This is a genomic window from Bacillus sp. B2-WWTP-C-10-Post-4 (assembly GCF_009183805.1).
Lineage (GTDB): Bacteria > Bacillota > Bacilli > Bacillales > Bacillaceae_G > Bacillus_A > Bacillus_A cereus.
Window position 1 is genome coordinate 1 of the sequence record NZ_WEII01000047.1, and the last position, 16,098, is coordinate 16,098.

The following is a 16,098-nucleotide window of genomic DNA, read 5'->3' on the forward strand; positions in this document are numbered from 1 at the left end:
AACATAACCTATTTAAATTTAGGATAGAGAAAAGAGGTTTATAAATGAAGCGTTATCAAAAAATAATTGGTCTTATGGTTGTATTTTGTCTCTTTGTACTTGCTGGATGTAGTGAATCAGGTTCAAAGCTTCGTAAACCATTAAATTGGGATTTAGAAACCTTCCAATTTACAAATCAAGATGGAAAGAAATTTGGTACAAAAGATTTAAAAGGGAAAGTTTGGGTTGCAGATTTTATGTTCACAAATTGTCAGACAGTTTGTCCACCAATGACTGCAAATATGGCCAAGCTTCAAAAGATGGCAAAAGAAGAGAAATTAGACGTTCAGTTTGTTTCATTTAGTGTAGATCCAGACCTTGATAAGCCAGAAAATCTGAAAGCTTTTATTCAAAAGTTTACAGAGGATACTAGTAACTGGAATTTATTAACGGGGTATTCGTTAGAAGATATTACAAAGTTTTCAAAAGATAATTTCCAATCACTTGTTGATAAGCCGGAGAACGGTCAGGTCATGCATGGGACATCATTTTATTTAATTGATCAAAACGGAAAAGTAATGAAAAAGTATAGTGGCATTAGTAATACGCCATACGAAGACATTATACGTGATATGAAGCGATTAGTGGGTTAAAAATAAGGGTGCATAGCACCCTTATTTTTTTTGTATTAGTCTATCGATAAAATGTCATGTTGCTGGGGAAGTTTCGGTGCACGAATTTCTAATACGCCGTTTTGATAAGAAGCTTTTGCCGCTTTTTTATTAATTGAATACGGCAATTTAATCAATCTTGATGCTTCTGAAATGGAACGTTCTCGGCGATAATAGTTATGGGATGTTTGTTCTTCTTCCTCTTCAAGTATCTCTTCTTTTACAGAGACTTTTAAGTATTCACTTTGTATTTCAATTTGGATTTGTTCTTTTTGTATACCTGGTAGTTCAGCTGTAACAACGAGTTCTTCACCAACTTCATATAAATCTACAGGGAATGTTAATAAACGGTTTCCTTTTTGGAAAAAATGATTTAAATCAGCGATTACATTGCGAAGAGGTGTTTGCTCGAAGAAATCATCAATTTGCTTTAAGTAATTACGAACCGGTGGGCGAGAAGAATCTTTTTTTTCTTCACTCATGGTATTCCCTCCTAGAAATCAATTTGCAATATCATATGACAAAAGCGGAGAAAGGTGAGTGCCTAGTTTTCATGTTTTCATAAAAAATTGTTAAAAATGTGAAATGGAGTGATTTTTTTATAGTTTTTGGTCGCCATATTCAGTTGATTATGCTAGTATAAATAGGGTTGATATAGTAGTATAGAGACAGAATGAAAACTGAAAGAGGGTAAGAAGTATGTGTGGTTTTGTAGGATGTTTATGTGAAAACCCTAGAGAGTTTTCAGAAACAGAAAAACATCAATTTGAAAATATGAACACGATGATTTTCCACCGTGGTCCAGATGACGAAGGATATTTTCGTGATGAACATGTACAATTTGGCTTCCGCCGTTTAAGCATCATTGACTTAGAGGCAGGACATCAGCCGCTAACTTATGAAAATGATCGATATGTAATTATTTTTAATGGTGAAATTTACAACTATGTAGAATTACGTGAAATGTTACTTGAAAAAGGTGCAACGTTTGCAACGCAATCTGATACAGAAGTTATCATTGCATTGTATGCACATATGAAAGAAAAATGTGTAGACTACCTTCGTGGTATGTTTGCATTTATGATTTGGGATCGTGAGGAAAAGAAACTTTTCGGTGCACGTGACCACTTCGGTATTAAACCTTTATACATTGCACAACAAGGTGATACTACATTCTTCGCATCTGAGAAGAAAAGTATTATGCATGTGATGGAAGATAAAGGCGTTAATCCAACGTCACTACAACATTACTTTACGTACCAATATGGTCCAGAGCCAGAAACGTTAACAATTGATGTTAATAAAATCGAGCCTGGTCATTATTTCGTAAAAGAAATCGGTAAAGAGATGGAAATCCATCGCTACTGGAAACCTTATTTCAACGCTTCAAGTGCAACGAAAGAGGAGCATATCCAAGCAATTCGTGATGTGTTATATGATTCAGTAAAAGTGCATATGCGTAGTGATGTACCAGTAGGTTCATTCTTATCTGGTGGTATCGATTCATCTATCATCGCTTCTATCGCAAGAGAAATGAATCCAAATCTTTTAACATTCTCTGTTGGTTTTGAGCAACGTGGTTTCAGTGAAGTTGATGTTGCGAAAGAAACTGCTGAGAAATTAGGCGTTAAAAACCATAACGTATTCATTTCAGCGAAAGAATTTATGGATGAGTTCCCAAAAATCATTTGGCATATGGATGATCCTTTAGCTGATCCAGCAGCTGTACCATTGTACTTCGTTGCGAAAGAAGCACGTAAACATGTAACAGTTGTTCTTTCTGGTGAAGGCGCAGACGAGCTATTTGGTGGTTATAACATTTACCGTGAGCCAAACTCACTAAAAATGTTCTCTTACATTCCTAGCCCAGGTAAGAGCGTTCTAAAAGCATTAAGTGGTGCTCTTAAAGAAGGATTTAAAGGTAAGAGCTTCCTAGAGCGTGGATGTACACCAATTGAAGAGCGTTACTATGGAAATGCTAAAATCTTCCGTGAAGAAGAAAAAGCTGAATTAATGAAGTATTACAATGAAAGTGTTAACTATATGGATATCACGAAACCATTGTATAACGAGATTAAAGATTATGATGATGTAAGTAAAATGCAGTACATTGACATGTTCACATGGCTACGCGGTGACATTTTATTAAAAGCTGATAAAATGACAATGGCAAACTCATTAGAACTTCGTGTACCGTTCTTAGATAAAGAAGTATTCGATGTTGCATCTAAAATTCCAACTGAATTTAAGATTGCTAACGGAACTACGAAAGCTATTTTACGTGAAGCAGCACGCGGAATCGTTCCAGATCACGTATTAGATCGTAAAAAACTTGGATTCCCAGTACCAATTCGTCACTGGTTAAAAGACGAAATGCATGATTGGGCTATAAATATTATAAACGAAAGTAAGACAGAGCATTTAATCGACAAACAGTATGTATTAAACTTACTGGAAGCACATTGTGCAGATAAAGGCGATTATAGCCGTAAAATTTGGACTGTACTTGCGTTTATGGTATGGCACCAAATTTATGTTGAGCATAAATACGATACGAATAAGTTCCATGAAGAAACAAAACGTGCGTATAGCTTAGTTTAATTAGAAAAACCTTAAGATCGCATACGGTCTTAAGGTTTTTTTCATAAATAGGAAGTATTATTGATACAATAATAGTAAAAGGATGGACAACATATGATTACGTTTGAGAAAGTTACTGTAGAAAATGAAAGCGTTGTTAAAGAAATGTTTAAATCGCATAGTTTAGGTGAGAAAAAGGTACAGTACTGTGTGAAAGTTGATGATACATATATTGGTGTAATAGATTATAGTGTACAAGAGGAACGGGCTGTTTTATCACAGCTAATTATTCATTTTGATTACCAAGGTTACGGTTATGGTACAAATACGTATTTTACATTTGAAGAAATGATGAAACAAAGAAATGTGAAAGAAATAACAGTGCTACAAGAGAAATTAACAGAAAAGGCGAAGTCTTTCATAGAGAGTTTTGGTTTTGCTTCAGAAGATGAAGAGTATGTAAAGAAAATATAACGATGATTATTTATGCGATACAATAAATATAAGGCAGGTGAATGTATGACGATGACTTCTGGTCTTGTATTAATTGGAGGGTGCTTTATAGTAGCAGAATTATGTCATATAATCATTCGGAAAAGAATGAGTAAGAAAAAAAAGCCGTATGAATTACAATACATCCCTGTCTTTTTCATTATGTTTTGTATGCTTAGTACATTACAAAATTTAATGAACTTTCCACCACTTGTAAATGTTTTTTTAAAGTTTGGTTTACTTTATAGTGGTGTTGGAATAGCACTTTTATTTATTTTATTTTGCATACGTTATGTTCACTATCAATCGTATATATTTATTTTAAATTGGTTAAAGCAAGATGATAGAAACCGCCTTACATAAGGCGGTTTTTTTATTTGCAATTGTAACAGAACCTGTACATTTCACATAAAATAGGACGAGTAGAAATGCAAACATATTACAAGAAAGGGGCGGGGCAATAAAATGAAACTTGTTATAGACGCAGGGCACGGTGGATATGATTCTGGTGCTGTTGGTAATGGTTTAGTAGAAAAAAACTTAACACTTCAAATTGCTAGACGCGTTCGAGACATTTTAACGGTAAATTACCCAATTACAATTAAAATGACACGTGATAGTGATGTGTTTATTTCTTTATCGGAACGTGCTAATATTGCTAATGCTTTCAGTGCGGATTATTTTATTTCATTTCATATTAATAGCGGCGGGGGTACAGGTTTTGAAAGTTATATTTATAATGCGTTATCCAATAGCAGCACTGCATATGCAAAGCAACAAAAAATGCATACAGCTGTCAATCCTGTATTAATAAAATACGGTCTTCGTGATCGAGGAGCAAAAAAAGAAAATTATGCGGTATTAAGAGAAACCGCAATGGATGCAATTTTAACTGAGACTGCTTTTATTGATACAGCGTTTGATGCAAATTTATTAAAAAATCCACAATTTATTGAAGATCTAAGTCAAGCGTATGCAAATGGAATAGCAGCTATTTTTGGAGTAGCTCCAAATCCACAACCTCCTAACCCACAACCGACACCTCAAACGAAGGGAATCGCTTATATTCTTGGGAAAAATGTAAATTTAAGAAATGGTCCATCAACTTCTTCCTCAGTTATTCGTCAATTAAATTCTCCAGAATCTTACGTTGTATATCAGGAAAGTAACGGATGGCTAGATTTGGGGAATGGACAATGGGTGTATAATGATCCTTCGTACATTAATTTTGTAAAGACAAGCAATAGTGATGGAAGCCCGATTGGGGTTGCATATATACAAGGGATGAATGTAAATTTAAGAAGTGGTCCATCAACTACATCTGCAGTTATCCGCCAATTAAATTCTCCAGAATCTTATTTAGTATATATAAATGAAAATGGTTGGTTAAACCTTGGTGGAAATCAGTGGGTATATAATGACCCAGCGTATATTAAATATACTCAATATTAGGAATTGAAATGATAATGCAATATGGATGCGTATCCTTGTTATGTATAACAAGGATACGCATTTTAATAACAACATTTATTTTCATACTTATGCACTATATTTTAAAAAGAAACATTAGAAAAGCGGATAGAATCTAAAAAGTATATATTAAAAAAGTTTTCTGATATACATTGACAATGTATGTAAGATACATTAATCTTTAAATGTTAATGATAATCGATTTCATCTAGGGAGGACATATGATACATACTAAAAAACTAATTATGTTCTGCATTATGATACTCATGGTTGTAATTGCAGGATGTAGTAAAGAAGAGAAAAAAGAAAATAATATATCAGCGAAAGCAAAAGATTCATATACGGTAAAGCATGCAATGGGAGAAACGACAGTAAATGGTACACCTAAAAAAGTTGTTGTTTTAACAAATGAAGGCGCAGAGGCTCTCCTAGCTGTGGGCGTAACGCCAGTGGGGACTACGAAACCACGTGCTGGTGATGAATGGTATCCTCATTTAGCGAAAGAGTTAAAAAACACGGAAGTTGTAGGAACTGAACGTGATATTAATTTAGAGGCTGTAATGAAGCTTAAGCCAGATTTAATTATCGGAAATAAAATGCGTCATGAAAAAATATATGATCAGCTAAAAGAAATCGCACCAACTGTTTATGCAGAAACATTACGCGGTGATTGGAAAGAAAACTTTACACTTTATACAAAAGCTGTAAATAAAGAAAAAGAAGGGCAAAAAGCTCTTGATGATTATAAAAAACGCATTGAAGGAATGAAAGAGAAGTTAGGCGATAAATTGAATTCTAAAGTTTCTATTATTCGTTTCGTGCCAGGTGATGTTCGCATTTATCAAAAAAACTCATTCTCGGGCGTTGTTTTAAATGATATTGGATTTAAACGACCACCATTACAAGATAAAGATGATTTTGCGATAAAAGGAATTACAAAAGAGCAGATTCCAAATATGGACGGAGACTACTTATTCTATTTCACGTCTGATAAAGATGCAGATAAGAATAATGAAGGAAATTCGTTAGCAAAGGAATGGACAGAAGATCCACTCTTTAAGCAACTACAGGCTTCTAAAAATAACAAAGTATTCCAAGTAGATGAGGTAATCTGGAATACAGCAGGCGGTATTAAAGCTGCGAACCTTATGTTAGATGATATTGAAAAATATTTCCTTAAATAAATGATAAAATACATCACTTTTACGAAGTGATGTATTTTTTGTTTGTGAAAATACAGAAAATTCCTTCTTTCAGGGTGTCATAAGTTGTACAATAAAATCAATCATGTGATAAAGGAGTGGGGAAGAATGAAAGCTACTCATAAAGATTGGATCTTGTTTAATGGGAGAATGATTAATACGAAGGAAGAACAGCCGATGGTCGCATTAGAAGAGCGAGGCTTCCAATTTGGTGATGGGATTTATGAAGTATTTAGACTATACGATGGCAAGCCTCATTTATTAGATTTACATTTGGAACGATTCTTTAACTCTATGGCGGAAATAAAACTAATTCCACCATTTACGAAGGAAGAATTAGTAGAAGAGTTATATCAAATGATTAAAAAAAATCAATTTCAAGAAGATGGGAATGTATATTTACAAATATCAAGAGGGGCACAACCGCGCAATCATGTATATGAATCAGATTTACAACCGACATATTTTGCAAATCTTGTTTCGTTCCCAAGACCAGTTGCTTCAATGGAGGCAGGGATTAAGGTGACAGTAGAAGAGGATATCAGGTGGAAGTTTTGCCATATAAAATCTTTAAATCTGCTTCCTAATATCATGATCAAAAACAAAATAAATGAACAAGGGTATCAAGAAGCAATATTAGTACGAGATGGTATTGTGACTGAAGGGTGTCATTCCAATTTCTTTATCGTGAAGAATAATAAGTTGATTACACATCCAGCGGATCATTTCATTTTACATGGTATTACACGTCACTACGTAATTACATTAGCGAAAGAGTTACATATCGATGTAGAGGAACGAGAGTTTTCATTACAAGAAGTATATGACGCTGAGGAGTGCTTCTTTACAGCGACGCCGCTTGAAATATTCCCAGTCGTTCAAATTGGTGATGAACAGTTCGGGGCTGGTGAAAGAGGACCAATTACGAAAAAACTACAAGCTGCATACGAAGAGAGTATTCGTTTATTTAAAGTGACAAATTAATTATGAAGAAAAAAGCTGGTATTCTTCCGGCTTTTTTTCATGATATAATTCAAGCATAGGACAAGTTTTGAAAACGCTGTAAAAAGGGGATTTAATATATGAATTATGAAGATTTTAAAGAAGTAATTCACGGAAGACGAAGTGTTAGAAAGTTTACAGATCAAGAAGTATCTACTAATGATATAAAAGAAATAATTGATTGTGCTCGTTACGCACCAAGTGATACGAATTCACAAACGTGGGAATTCGTAGTTATCATGAATCGAGAGAAGATTAAAGAAATTGAACAAATGACATGGGATGCATTACATAAACTTGCGACAAAAGCAGCAGAAAATGGAGAAGAGAAAGCAGGGAAATTACTTACACGTTCTTTCGGACCATATGCAACAGCTTTCTCGGAGGCACCAGTATTAATCGTATGTTTGGCAACACCATATGAATCAAAGTTCCGTGAAAAGATATTTGATCCAATTGCTTTTGTTCCAGATTCAGTTTGGGAAGAAGAAGGCATTAAGAGTAGCTGTTTAGCGGCACAAAACTTAATGTTAGCTGCACATGCAAAGGGACTTGGTACTTGTCCAATGACAGGGCCAGTATTGCTAGCTCAAGATGAACTGCGCCAATATTTACAAATTGAGCCTGAAAAACAAATAAATATGGTTATTTCACTCGGATTTCCGAAAGATAAACCGAAGAAACTTCCAAGAAAAGAAGTAGATGAGATTACAACGTTTGTTTTTTAATTGCTGTATAGAAAAGACATTGAACTAACAATGTCTTTTTATTTTTGAGGGTATGTAATTCATATGTTGGGCTAAAATGATAGATAAGAGGAAATTACTATTTATTTCATAAAAAAAATTAATGTTCTATTAAGGAAAGTATGATACATTAATCGTGAGCAAGATTCTATTTGTTCATGAAAGTGTTGAAAGTAGTCTCAAAATTTAAAAGTTATTTTTGTATAATAAATTATAATGAAGTTACAGGGGGGATGAATTTTGAAAAAATTCATAATCACTGGATTGTCTGTATTGTTATTAGTTGGTTGCGGTGCTCCACAGGAAAAAGAGGACGCGCAATCAAAACAGGAAGAACAAGTTGTAAACGCAAGTGATGAGAATATGGTTGTATTTCCTGAAGGAGCAATGTCAATTGGGGAAGGGAAAGTAAAAGTTATTACTCCAGATGGTACTTCTGAAAACGGCAATATACCGACTGTATTCATCAAAAAGGATACGTTAATTCAGCAAGTTGAATTAGAGCTTTCTAATTTTCAAAGTGATAAAGAAACATTCGTATTTGTAGATCAAATGTATACGGATAAACATCAAGTAACTAGTACAACGCAGACAACAGTGCAGTTAAAAGAAAAAACGCTGGAAACAGGTAGTCATACAATTACTGCAGTTCAGTATGAAAACAATGACCCGAAAGGAAAGGTTATTAGTTTTAATCAAGCAACATTTGAGACAAAACCAGCGTCTTAATATGAATAAAAAGTACATTACTCAAAAAGTAGTGTGCTTTTTTGTTTGGACTAGAGTGTGCAAGAGTGAATAACTTATTTCATTTTCTAATACGATTAAATAGGAAGTAATCACTTGTTACTACTATGACAGAGAAAGAGGTTGAAGATGTGAATCGGTGTATTCGTATCATTTTGATTAGCCTAATGATGGCAGTAATTTGGTTTACGATACAAGAGTTTATGCAAATAATGCTCAATTATCAAATTCATGACTTGTTAATAGGAGCTATTTGTTTTACCATTGTTTATCTATTATATGATAAACTCGGGCTAAGGTAAGTTTCAGAAGAAAAATGTAGGTATTTCATTTGAAATGTCGAATAGTACATACGATGTCGTAATAACAAATTTTCTATTGTTTACTGTGAAACAGAAGAAGGAGAGATAGTAATGAAACGAGCTCTTATAAATATTGATTATACATATGATTTTGTAGCTGAGAAAGGCGCTTTAACATGCGGGAAACCAGGACAGGAAATTGAGAAGGAAATTGTACATATAACGAAGCAATATATTGAAAATGGAGATTACGTTGTCTTTGCTATTGATAAACATGAAGAAAATGATGTATATCATCCAGAATCAAAGTTATTCCCGTCTCATAATATAGCTGGTACAAGTGGAAGAGATTTGTTTGGTGAATTACAAGATGTGTACGAAACATATAAAAATGCAGAGAATGTATATTACATGGATAAAACACGGTATAGTGCATTTGCTGGAACGGATTTAGAGATGAAGCTAAGAGAAAGAGGAATTGAAGAGGTTCATCTTGTAGGGGTATGTACTGATATTTGTGTTCTTCATACAGCAGTAGATGCGTATAATAAAGGGTTTAAAATTGTTGTTTATGAAAAGGCAGTTGCATCTTTTAATGCGCAAGGACATGAATTTGCACTTGGACATTTTAAATCTTGTTTACATGCAGAAGTGAAATAAAAAAGAGGCCTTTAAAAAAGGTCTCTTTTATTTGTCCTTGTTCATTGAAAACAGCTACCGCAACGCCTAATAAATTGAGTGGTCTTGATCCGACAACTTTTCTAAGTTCTTCAATATATCCCATTGTATGTAACCTCCGTAAGAAAAAATAAGAGCAAATAAACTATTCGTTATTATGTAAATATATTCCTCTTTATAAGGGGAGAGATGACATATAACTTATTTGTGTTATTTGGTAAAATATACATCAAAAAAGGTCAAACAAAAACTTTGACCTTTTTTGACCAAATGTTATAATAAAGGCAGAAAGAGATAATCTTTCATTCATAAATAATAAGGAGGAAAAAATATGCGTAATTTATTTCCAGAGATAACAAAACGTCAAAATGGTATTTTTGATTTTGGGCCTTCTTTATTAGAAGGGATGACAGATGCTTTCTTTAAGCCACTGAACATGGATACTTTTAAAGTAGACGTTCATGAGCAATCTGATAAATATACTGTGAAAGCAGATTTACCAGGTTTTCAAAAAGAAAACATTCAAGTTGATTTTGAACAAGATGTATTAACGATTCAAGCAACTAATCATAATGAAGTAGAAGAAAAAAATGAGAATGGCACATATATTCGTAAAGAACGTTCTATAGGTTCTGTAACTCGACGCTTTAGTTTTAAACAAGTTGAGGAAGAAAATGTTAGAGCAAATTATAAAGATGGCGTACTGACAATTGAATTGCCAAAATTGAAAGAAGAAAAAAGTAGTAAGACAACAATTAATATCGAATAAAAGAGCTGATAAATTCAGCTCTTTTTTTACGTAGTTAATGAATAAATGAGTTGAAATCGTAATGAGATGAATAAAGTTTTAACGTATAAAAAAATTTCACGATTTGCTCCCCCTTAGGTTATTAAAAAGGGTATATTTAAAGGGAAAGGAAAAAGAACAGCTAGACATACTGTTTAAAGTGAATTAGTAATAGAGTCAAAATACATAGTAAGGGTAGCGGCATTTTAGATTAGGATAATAGATTTTTCTGGAACAAACTTAGGCGATTATGAATTTTTTAATTAGTAAGGAAGTGGTTAAATGAGCTTATTAACGTATACGGAAGAATTTTTTAATTATGTAAGAGAGTTTTTACTTTTAAGATTTTTACTATTTGCTTTAGTTTTAATCATTATTTCTTTTGTAATAAACCGTATTATTGATTGGTTTTTTAGGAAATCAAGCTTTTTTGATGAAGAGGTAGAGCAGACAATTCAAAGTGTAATTCGATCTATTTTTAGATATATCATTATCATCAGTCTTATCATATATTTAATTAGCCAATTTGTAGATATAAAAAGTATTATTGCAGGTGCAGGGATAGCTGGAGTTGTCATCGGTTTTGCTGCACAACAGATGCTAAAAGATGTTATATTAGGCTTTGCAAGATTAGCGGACAAAGAGTTTCGGGTTGGTGATTTTGTAACTTTTAACGGAACAAATTCAGGAACTATTGAAGAGATTAGTATTCGTTTTATGCAAATTCGTGAATGGTCAGGAAAACTACTTACCATCCCGCACGGAGAGATTAGAACGATACAAAATTTTAATAAAGGATGGATGCGTGTAATTGAACGCATCACGGTAAGTTATCAGGAAGATCCAACAAGAGTGAAGGAATTGTTAGAAGAAGTATGTGTTATATGCAATGAAAAATTGAATCAAACTCTTTATAGAGTAGAGGATGAGGCTGTTGAACCATTTAAATACGTCGGTGTTACAGACTTAAATCCTAACTTGAAATATGTTGGCTATGAATTTTGTATTACAGGTTTAATAAAGCCAGAAGATTATTTTGAAACTTCTAGACAAGTAAGATTTGAATTAATGTCTATGTTCCATAAAAATCAATTGCAAATGCCAGCAGCGAATATGGTTGTTACTACTGAAGGTTTACAGCATATCCATGGTGGACAATCTTTATCGGACAGCTAAAGTAGAATCGTTTGTTAACAAAAATTCTGCTTCCAACATTGGATAGAATACCAATAATAAAATGATTGATATAAAGAAAGGGCTGAAGGAATTCGGTTCTTTTTTTATTTATAGAATTTAGAAATTTCTTAATGTTATAATTGTAGTTGGTGATGAGAATGAACTTTGAAGAAAAAGAGATGCGTCGTTTAGAAGCATTAAAAGAAATTGCTGAATTATTAAATGAAGCAACAAACTTACAGTATATGTTAGAAAAAGTGTTGCATACATTGTTACAAGTAATGAATTTACAAACAGGGTGGATATTCTTTATTGATGAAAGTGGAAAGCACAGTATGCTTGTAGACGAAAATTTACCAGAGGCTCTTACGTGGCAAAAGAAGAAGCCGATGTGTGAAGGAAACTGTTGGTGTGTAGAACGTTTTGTGAATGGAAGATTGGAAAAAGCGACTAATATTATTGAATGTAAGCGAATAGAAGATGCAATTGAATGTAATTGGGGAGAGACAGAAGATGTTACACATCATGCGACAATTCCGCTTAGGTCTGGATCAGAAAAATTTGGTCTACTAAATGTGGCTGCACCTCATAAGACTCATTTTTCTGAGGAAGAGTTAGCATTATTAGAATCAATTGCATTTCAAATTGGAACGACAATACAACGTATTCAATTAGTTGAGAAAGAACGTAAATATGTAGTGGTAGCGGAAAGAAATCGACTTGCACGTGATTTACATGATTCAGTAAAACAATTGTTATTTTCTATTATGCTAACAGCGAAAGGTACTCTGAATATGACGCAAGATAGAGAATTGCAAGAGATGTTAAGTTATATTGGGGAATTATCACAAGAAGCATTACAAGAGATGACGCTATTAATTTGGCAATTAAGACCTGAAGGATTGGAGAAAGGATTAGTAGAAGCAATTCAAAATTACGGGAAGTTATTAGGAGTTCAAGTGGAAGTTCGAATTGATGGGATGGTTTCAATGGGGGATGAAATAGAAGAAGTTTTATGGCGTATTAGCCAAGAGGCGCTACATAATTGTAAAAAGCATGCTTCGTGTGAAAAGGTACATATTCTTTTGAAAATAGAAAATAACCAGTTACATTTTTACATAGAAGACAATGGAATAGGATTTATACAAGAACAAGTAAGGGAATCAGCACTTGGCCTGAAAAGTATGAAGGAACGTATTCAGTTAATGAAGGGATCGTTTCAAATTATAACAGAGCTGAAAAAGGGTACAAAAATAGAAATTCAATTGCCGATTTGAAGGGGAGAATAAGGTTGAAGATTAAACTGCTACTAGTTGAGGATCATCATATCGTTCGAAGAGGACTTGTATTCTTTTTGAAAACGAGAGAAGAATTTGAAATTATTGGGGAAGCGGAAAATGGCGAAGAGGCATTATATTTCGTGCAAAAAGAAAAACCAGATGTCGTGCTAATGGATGTATCGATGCCGAAAATGGATGGAATTGAGGCAACAAAACGTCTAAAGCAATATGATGAGACAATAAAGGTACTTATATTAAGTAGTTTTTCAGAGCAAGATTATGTTATACCAGCACTTGAAGCTGGAGCAGATGGTTATCAATTAAAAGAAGTACAACCTGAGCAACTTGTCGCTTCTATTATTGCAGTACATCAAGGAAATGCGAATTTTCACCCGAAAGTAACACCTGCATTAATGGGGCGTTCTGCAGTAAAGAAGGAAGTAGAAAATCCTTTTTCAATGTTAACGAAAAGAGAGCAAGAGGTACTTCGCGAAATTGCGAAAGGAAGAAGCAACAAGGAGATTGCAGCAGAACTTCATATTACAGAACAAACTGTGAAAACACACGTTTCAAACGTTTTAGCTAAATTGGAAGTGGATGATCGTACGCAAGCCGCATTATACGCAGTGAAACATGGAGAGAATTATTCATAAGCATGAATAATTCTGTTATATCGTATGACAGAATACATAGGAGCAATTAAAAATTATAGTAATCCCTAATATAGGTTTTTCTTCTTTCGATAATTAGGTACAATAAAGTGAAACTCTAATCAGTGGAGGACCATCCCCACTGATGATTAGTTCAACTAATCGGTTTTTACAGGATAAAGCTACGATGGAAGGGGAGGATATGCTATGCCTGGTACAAGAAGTGGGATTGGAAAGATTCAGGCTTCGTTAAATGGTTTATCACCGAAATTGCGAAGTATTGCCGAACATATTTTGAAACATCCACAAGATGTTGTACATAAATCTATTACAGAATTAGCTGAAGTTACGAATAGTTCCGAAGCTACGATATTCCGCTTATGTAAAAACCTTGGTTTGCAAGGTTTTCAAGATTTAAAGATTACATTAGCTCGTGAAATTGTACATACACCGATGCAAAATATCCATGAAGAGGTATCAGCAGAAGATAGTATGGTAACTGTTGCTAAAAAAGTTTTTCATTCGCATATTACAGGACTGCAAGATACTTTACATTTGCTTAATGAAACGGCACTTGAGCAGGCTGTACGAGCCTTACAAGAAGCAAGTCGAATTGAGTTTTATGGAAATGGTGGCTCTGGTATTATTGCAATGGATGCGTATCATAAGTTTATGAGAACGGGTATTTCTTGTATCGCTCATACTGATTCGCATTTTCAAATTATGGGGGCAGGTTTACTCTCGGAAAATTCAGTTGTTATTGGTATTTCTCATTCTGGTAGCAATAAAGGATTACTTGAAGCGTTAGAAGTAGCGAAAGTAAGAGGGGCCAAAATTATTGCGATTACGAGCTATAAGAAATCAGCATTAAGTCAACTTGCTGATATAACGTTATATACATCAACACGTGAGACTGAATTCCGCACAGAAGCAAGTTCATCACGATTAGCACAGTTAAGCTTATTAGATACTTTGTATGTAGGGTTGTCGTTGCAGCGACAAGAGGAAACTCTAAAAAATTTACAAAGTATACGTGAAACGATTTCGATGAAGCGAATATAAAAAAAGCTCTTCAAATGAAGAGCTTTCAGACTGTAGACAAACTATTTTTGGAGAGTTCAAATGCTAAAAATAGTTTGTTTCTTATTTTAGGGATAATTTATCCAATGGAATTTATATGTAGTGCTTTCTATACTATAATTTACTATAAGTGAGGAAGGTGTCTTATGAAAATATCCGTTTATGTTGCAAGTGCATTTAGCAAGGATCATAAAGGCGGAAATAAAGCAGGAGTGGTATTTATTGAGAATACATTGACCACTACTCAAAAAATGGAAATAGCCAAACAACTGGGCTATGCGGAAACCGCATTTATATCAGAATCTGAACTTGCTGATTATAAATTTGAGTATTTTACACCAAAAGAAGAAGTTGATTTATGTGGTCATGCGACAATTGGCTCTTTCGCGATACTAATGCATTTAAATAAACTTTTCAGGAATCGCTATACGATTGAAACGAACAGCGGTGTTCTTACTATTACTATAAAAGATGACATCATATTCATGGAACAAAATAAACCGATATTCTATGATGTTGTATCTCCAAACGAGTTCATCGACTGTTTTGATAGTAAAGATATAGACAATAAATACCCAATTCAAATTGTCTCCACGGGCTTAAAAGATATTTTAATTCCTATAAAAAGCGAAACACAATTACATGCACTGCAACCTAATTTTGAAAAAATTAAAGAAATTAGCAAGTATTATAATGTTGTCGGGATGCATCTATATACTTTTAATGACAATCGAATTATATGCAGAAATTTTGCTCCGCTATACGACATTAATGAAGAAGCAGCGACTGGAACTTCGAACGGTGCATTAGCTTGCTATCTTTATGAACAGGACTACTTGAAAAAAGAAGTCTATGTATTTGAACAAGGTTATTCTTTACACTCGCCTTCTGAAATATTAGTTAAATTAGCAACCAATAGCAAAAATAAAATAGAAAAAGTTTATGTTGGTGGCAAAGGATATTACTGTGAAACTAAGTGTTTACATGTAGAAAATATTGAGTGAAGAGCTTTTTTATCGGTAAGAAGTTTGTTAATTTATTTTCTTTTAGAAATATGTGACTTACTTATAGTCAATGATAACCTCTCATTTTTAAAAATTTAAAATAAAGACCGATTTGTGTAATAATTCAAATATTGTTCATAATTTCACAAGTTGTTTATGAAGTGTCATGTTATGATGAAGATGTAATGATGATTGAACACTTAAATTTGGTACAATAACTAGCCAAAGTAGTGAAGAAAGTAGTTGTGAGAT

General features: G+C 33.6%; 19 protein-coding genes. 17 read left to right on the plus strand and 2 right to left on the minus strand.

Translation table 11 applies throughout. The features are described 5' to 3' along the window. Positions 1-44: 44 nt before the first annotated feature. Positions 45-632, plus strand: a complete 588-nt coding sequence (locus tag GBN78_RS18115; protein WP_000833331.1) for an SCO family protein — start codon at positions 45-47, stop codon at positions 630-632. A gap of 35 nt (positions 633-667) precedes the next feature. On the opposite strand, the gene GBN78_RS18120 is transcribed toward GBN78_RS18115, so the two are convergent. Next, positions 668-1,132: an Hsp20/alpha crystallin family protein gene (locus GBN78_RS18120; protein WP_001288085.1), complete on the minus strand. Its 465-nt coding sequence runs from the start codon at positions 1,130-1,132 to the stop codon at positions 668-670. 217 nt (positions 1,133-1,349) lie between these two features. On the opposite strand from GBN78_RS18120, the gene asnB reads away from it, so the two are divergent. From asnB to GBN78_RS18170, 10 genes are all read left to right on the plus strand, one after another. Continuing rightward, on the plus strand, positions 1,350-3,251 hold the full coding sequence (gene asnB / locus GBN78_RS18125) for an asparagine synthase (glutamine-hydrolyzing) (protein ID WP_000333816.1): 1,902 nt from the start codon (positions 1,350-1,352) through the stop codon (positions 3,249-3,251). Positions 3,252-3,344: 93 nt separating this feature from the next. Then, positions 3,345-3,704: a GNAT family N-acetyltransferase gene (locus GBN78_RS18130; protein ID WP_000627525.1), complete on the plus strand. Its 360-nt coding sequence runs from the start codon at positions 3,345-3,347 to the stop codon at positions 3,702-3,704. 51 nt (positions 3,705-3,755) lie between these two features. Further along, the gene (locus GBN78_RS18135) at positions 3,756-4,085 is read left to right on the plus strand and encodes a hypothetical protein (protein WP_000200459.1); all 330 of its coding nucleotides are present in this window, start codon (positions 3,756-3,758) and stop codon (positions 4,083-4,085) included. A gap of 102 nt (positions 4,086-4,187) precedes the next feature. Further along, positions 4,188-5,174 carry an N-acetylmuramoyl-L-alanine amidase gene (locus GBN78_RS18140; RefSeq protein WP_000779889.1) on the plus strand — a complete coding sequence of 329 codons (987 nt, stop codon included), beginning with the start codon at positions 4,188-4,190 and terminating at the stop codon, positions 5,172-5,174. Between the two features lie 239 nt (positions 5,175-5,413). Then, positions 5,414-6,376 carry an ABC transporter substrate-binding protein gene (locus GBN78_RS18145; protein WP_000581989.1) on the plus strand — a complete coding sequence of 321 codons (963 nt, stop codon included), beginning with the start codon at positions 5,414-5,416 and terminating at the stop codon, positions 6,374-6,376. A 126-nt stretch (positions 6,377-6,502) separates the two neighbouring features. Further along, positions 6,503-7,378 carry a D-amino-acid transaminase gene (dat, locus tag GBN78_RS18150; protein ID WP_000648387.1) on the plus strand — a complete coding sequence of 292 codons (876 nt, stop codon included), beginning with the start codon at positions 6,503-6,505 and terminating at the stop codon, positions 7,376-7,378. A 98-nt stretch (positions 7,379-7,476) separates the two neighbouring features. Further along, positions 7,477-8,124 (plus strand): nitroreductase family protein, encoded by a 648-nt coding sequence (locus GBN78_RS18155; protein ID WP_001105291.1) that lies wholly within the window; start codon positions 7,477-7,479, stop codon positions 8,122-8,124. Positions 8,125-8,382: 258 nt separating this feature from the next. Next, positions 8,383-8,871, plus strand: a complete 489-nt coding sequence (locus GBN78_RS18160; RefSeq protein ID WP_000713496.1) for a putative periplasmic lipoprotein — start codon at positions 8,383-8,385, stop codon at positions 8,869-8,871. A gap of 125 nt (positions 8,872-8,996) precedes the next feature. Then, on the plus strand, positions 8,997-9,191 hold the full coding sequence (locus GBN78_RS31035) for a hypothetical protein (protein ID WP_000136530.1): 195 nt from the start codon (positions 8,997-8,999) through the stop codon (positions 9,189-9,191). A 111-nt stretch (positions 9,192-9,302) separates the two neighbouring features. After that, entirely contained in the window at positions 9,303-9,851 is a 549-nt protein-coding gene (locus GBN78_RS18170) for a cysteine hydrolase family protein (protein ID WP_000816767.1), read from the plus strand. Here GBN78_RS18170 and GBN78_RS30260 read toward each other — a convergent pair. Continuing rightward, a complete protein-coding gene (locus tag GBN78_RS30260; protein ID WP_009326906.1) occupies positions 9,820-9,975 on the minus strand; it encodes a hypothetical protein in 156 nt (51 codons plus the stop codon). The genes GBN78_RS18170 and GBN78_RS30260 overlap by 32 nt on opposite strands. Positions 9,976-10,200: 225 nt before the next feature. Between GBN78_RS30260 and GBN78_RS18175 the strand changes: the two genes are divergently transcribed. From GBN78_RS18175 to GBN78_RS18200, 6 genes are all read left to right on the plus strand, one after another. Continuing rightward, positions 10,201-10,638, plus strand: coding sequence for an Hsp20/alpha crystallin family protein (locus GBN78_RS18175; RefSeq protein WP_001245053.1), 438 nt, complete (start codon positions 10,201-10,203; stop codon positions 10,636-10,638). A 300-nt stretch (positions 10,639-10,938) separates the two neighbouring features. Beyond that, positions 10,939-11,832: a mechanosensitive ion channel family protein gene (locus GBN78_RS18180; protein WP_000055432.1), complete on the plus strand. Its 894-nt coding sequence runs from the start codon at positions 10,939-10,941 to the stop codon at positions 11,830-11,832. 158 nt (positions 11,833-11,990) lie between these two features. After that, positions 11,991-13,109, plus strand: a complete 1,119-nt coding sequence (casK, locus tag GBN78_RS18185; RefSeq protein ID WP_152127577.1) for a two-component system sensor histidine kinase CasK — start codon at positions 11,991-11,993, stop codon at positions 13,107-13,109. A gap of 14 nt (positions 13,110-13,123) precedes the next feature. Next, positions 13,124-13,765 (plus strand): two-component system response regulator CasR, encoded by a 642-nt coding sequence (gene casR / locus GBN78_RS18190; RefSeq protein ID WP_000694637.1) that lies wholly within the window; start codon positions 13,124-13,126, stop codon positions 13,763-13,765. Positions 13,766-13,969: 204 nt separating this feature from the next. Beyond that, entirely contained in the window at positions 13,970-14,824 is an 855-nt protein-coding gene (locus GBN78_RS18195) for a MurR/RpiR family transcriptional regulator (protein WP_001119649.1), read from the plus strand. 164 nt (positions 14,825-14,988) lie between these two features. Next, entirely contained in the window at positions 14,989-15,846 is an 858-nt protein-coding gene (locus GBN78_RS18200; RefSeq protein WP_000704320.1) for a PhzF family phenazine biosynthesis protein, read from the plus strand. Positions 15,847-16,098 lie beyond the last annotated feature (252 nt).

What these genes read in the sequence shown, in the direction of transcription:
- GBN78_RS18115 (WP_000833331.1), top strand. Translation starts at nt 45, where the DNA reads ATGAAGCGTTATCAAAAAATAATTGGTCTTATGGTTGTATTTTGTCTC.
- GBN78_RS18120 (WP_001288085.1), bottom strand. Translation starts at nt 1,132, where the DNA reads ATGAGTGAAGAAAAAAAAGATTCTTCTCGCCCACCGGTTCGTAATTAC.
- GBN78_RS18145 (WP_000581989.1), top strand. Translation starts at nt 5,414, where the DNA reads ATGATACATACTAAAAAACTAATTATGTTCTGCATTATGATACTCATG.
- GBN78_RS18135 (WP_000200459.1), top strand. Translation starts at nt 3,756, where the DNA reads ATGACTTCTGGTCTTGTATTAATTGGAGGGTGCTTTATAGTAGCAGAA.
- casK (WP_152127577.1), top strand. Translation starts at nt 11,991, where the DNA reads ATGAACTTTGAAGAAAAAGAGATGCGTCGTTTAGAAGCATTAAAAGAA.
- GBN78_RS18200 (WP_000704320.1), top strand. Translation starts at nt 14,989, where the DNA reads ATGAAAATATCCGTTTATGTTGCAAGTGCATTTAGCAAGGATCATAAA.
- GBN78_RS31035 (WP_000136530.1), top strand. Translation starts at nt 8,997, where the DNA reads ATGACAGAGAAAGAGGTTGAAGATGTGAATCGGTGTATTCGTATCATT.
- GBN78_RS18140 (WP_000779889.1), top strand. Translation starts at nt 4,188, where the DNA reads ATGAAACTTGTTATAGACGCAGGGCACGGTGGATATGATTCTGGTGCT.
- asnB (WP_000333816.1), top strand. Translation starts at nt 1,350, where the DNA reads ATGTGTGGTTTTGTAGGATGTTTATGTGAAAACCCTAGAGAGTTTTCA.
- GBN78_RS18170 (WP_000816767.1), top strand. Translation starts at nt 9,303, where the DNA reads ATGAAACGAGCTCTTATAAATATTGATTATACATATGATTTTGTAGCT.
- GBN78_RS18175 (WP_001245053.1), top strand. Translation starts at nt 10,201, where the DNA reads ATGCGTAATTTATTTCCAGAGATAACAAAACGTCAAAATGGTATTTTT.
- GBN78_RS18130 (WP_000627525.1), top strand. Translation starts at nt 3,345, where the DNA reads ATGATTACGTTTGAGAAAGTTACTGTAGAAAATGAAAGCGTTGTTAAA.
- GBN78_RS18155 (WP_001105291.1), top strand. Translation starts at nt 7,477, where the DNA reads ATGAATTATGAAGATTTTAAAGAAGTAATTCACGGAAGACGAAGTGTT.
- GBN78_RS30260 (WP_009326906.1), bottom strand. Translation starts at nt 9,975, where the DNA reads ATGGGATATATTGAAGAACTTAGAAAAGTTGTCGGATCAAGACCACTC.
- GBN78_RS18195 (WP_001119649.1), top strand. Translation starts at nt 13,970, where the DNA reads ATGCCTGGTACAAGAAGTGGGATTGGAAAGATTCAGGCTTCGTTAAAT.
- dat (WP_000648387.1), top strand. Translation starts at nt 6,503, where the DNA reads ATGAAAGCTACTCATAAAGATTGGATCTTGTTTAATGGGAGAATGATT.
- GBN78_RS18180 (WP_000055432.1), top strand. Translation starts at nt 10,939, where the DNA reads ATGAGCTTATTAACGTATACGGAAGAATTTTTTAATTATGTAAGAGAG.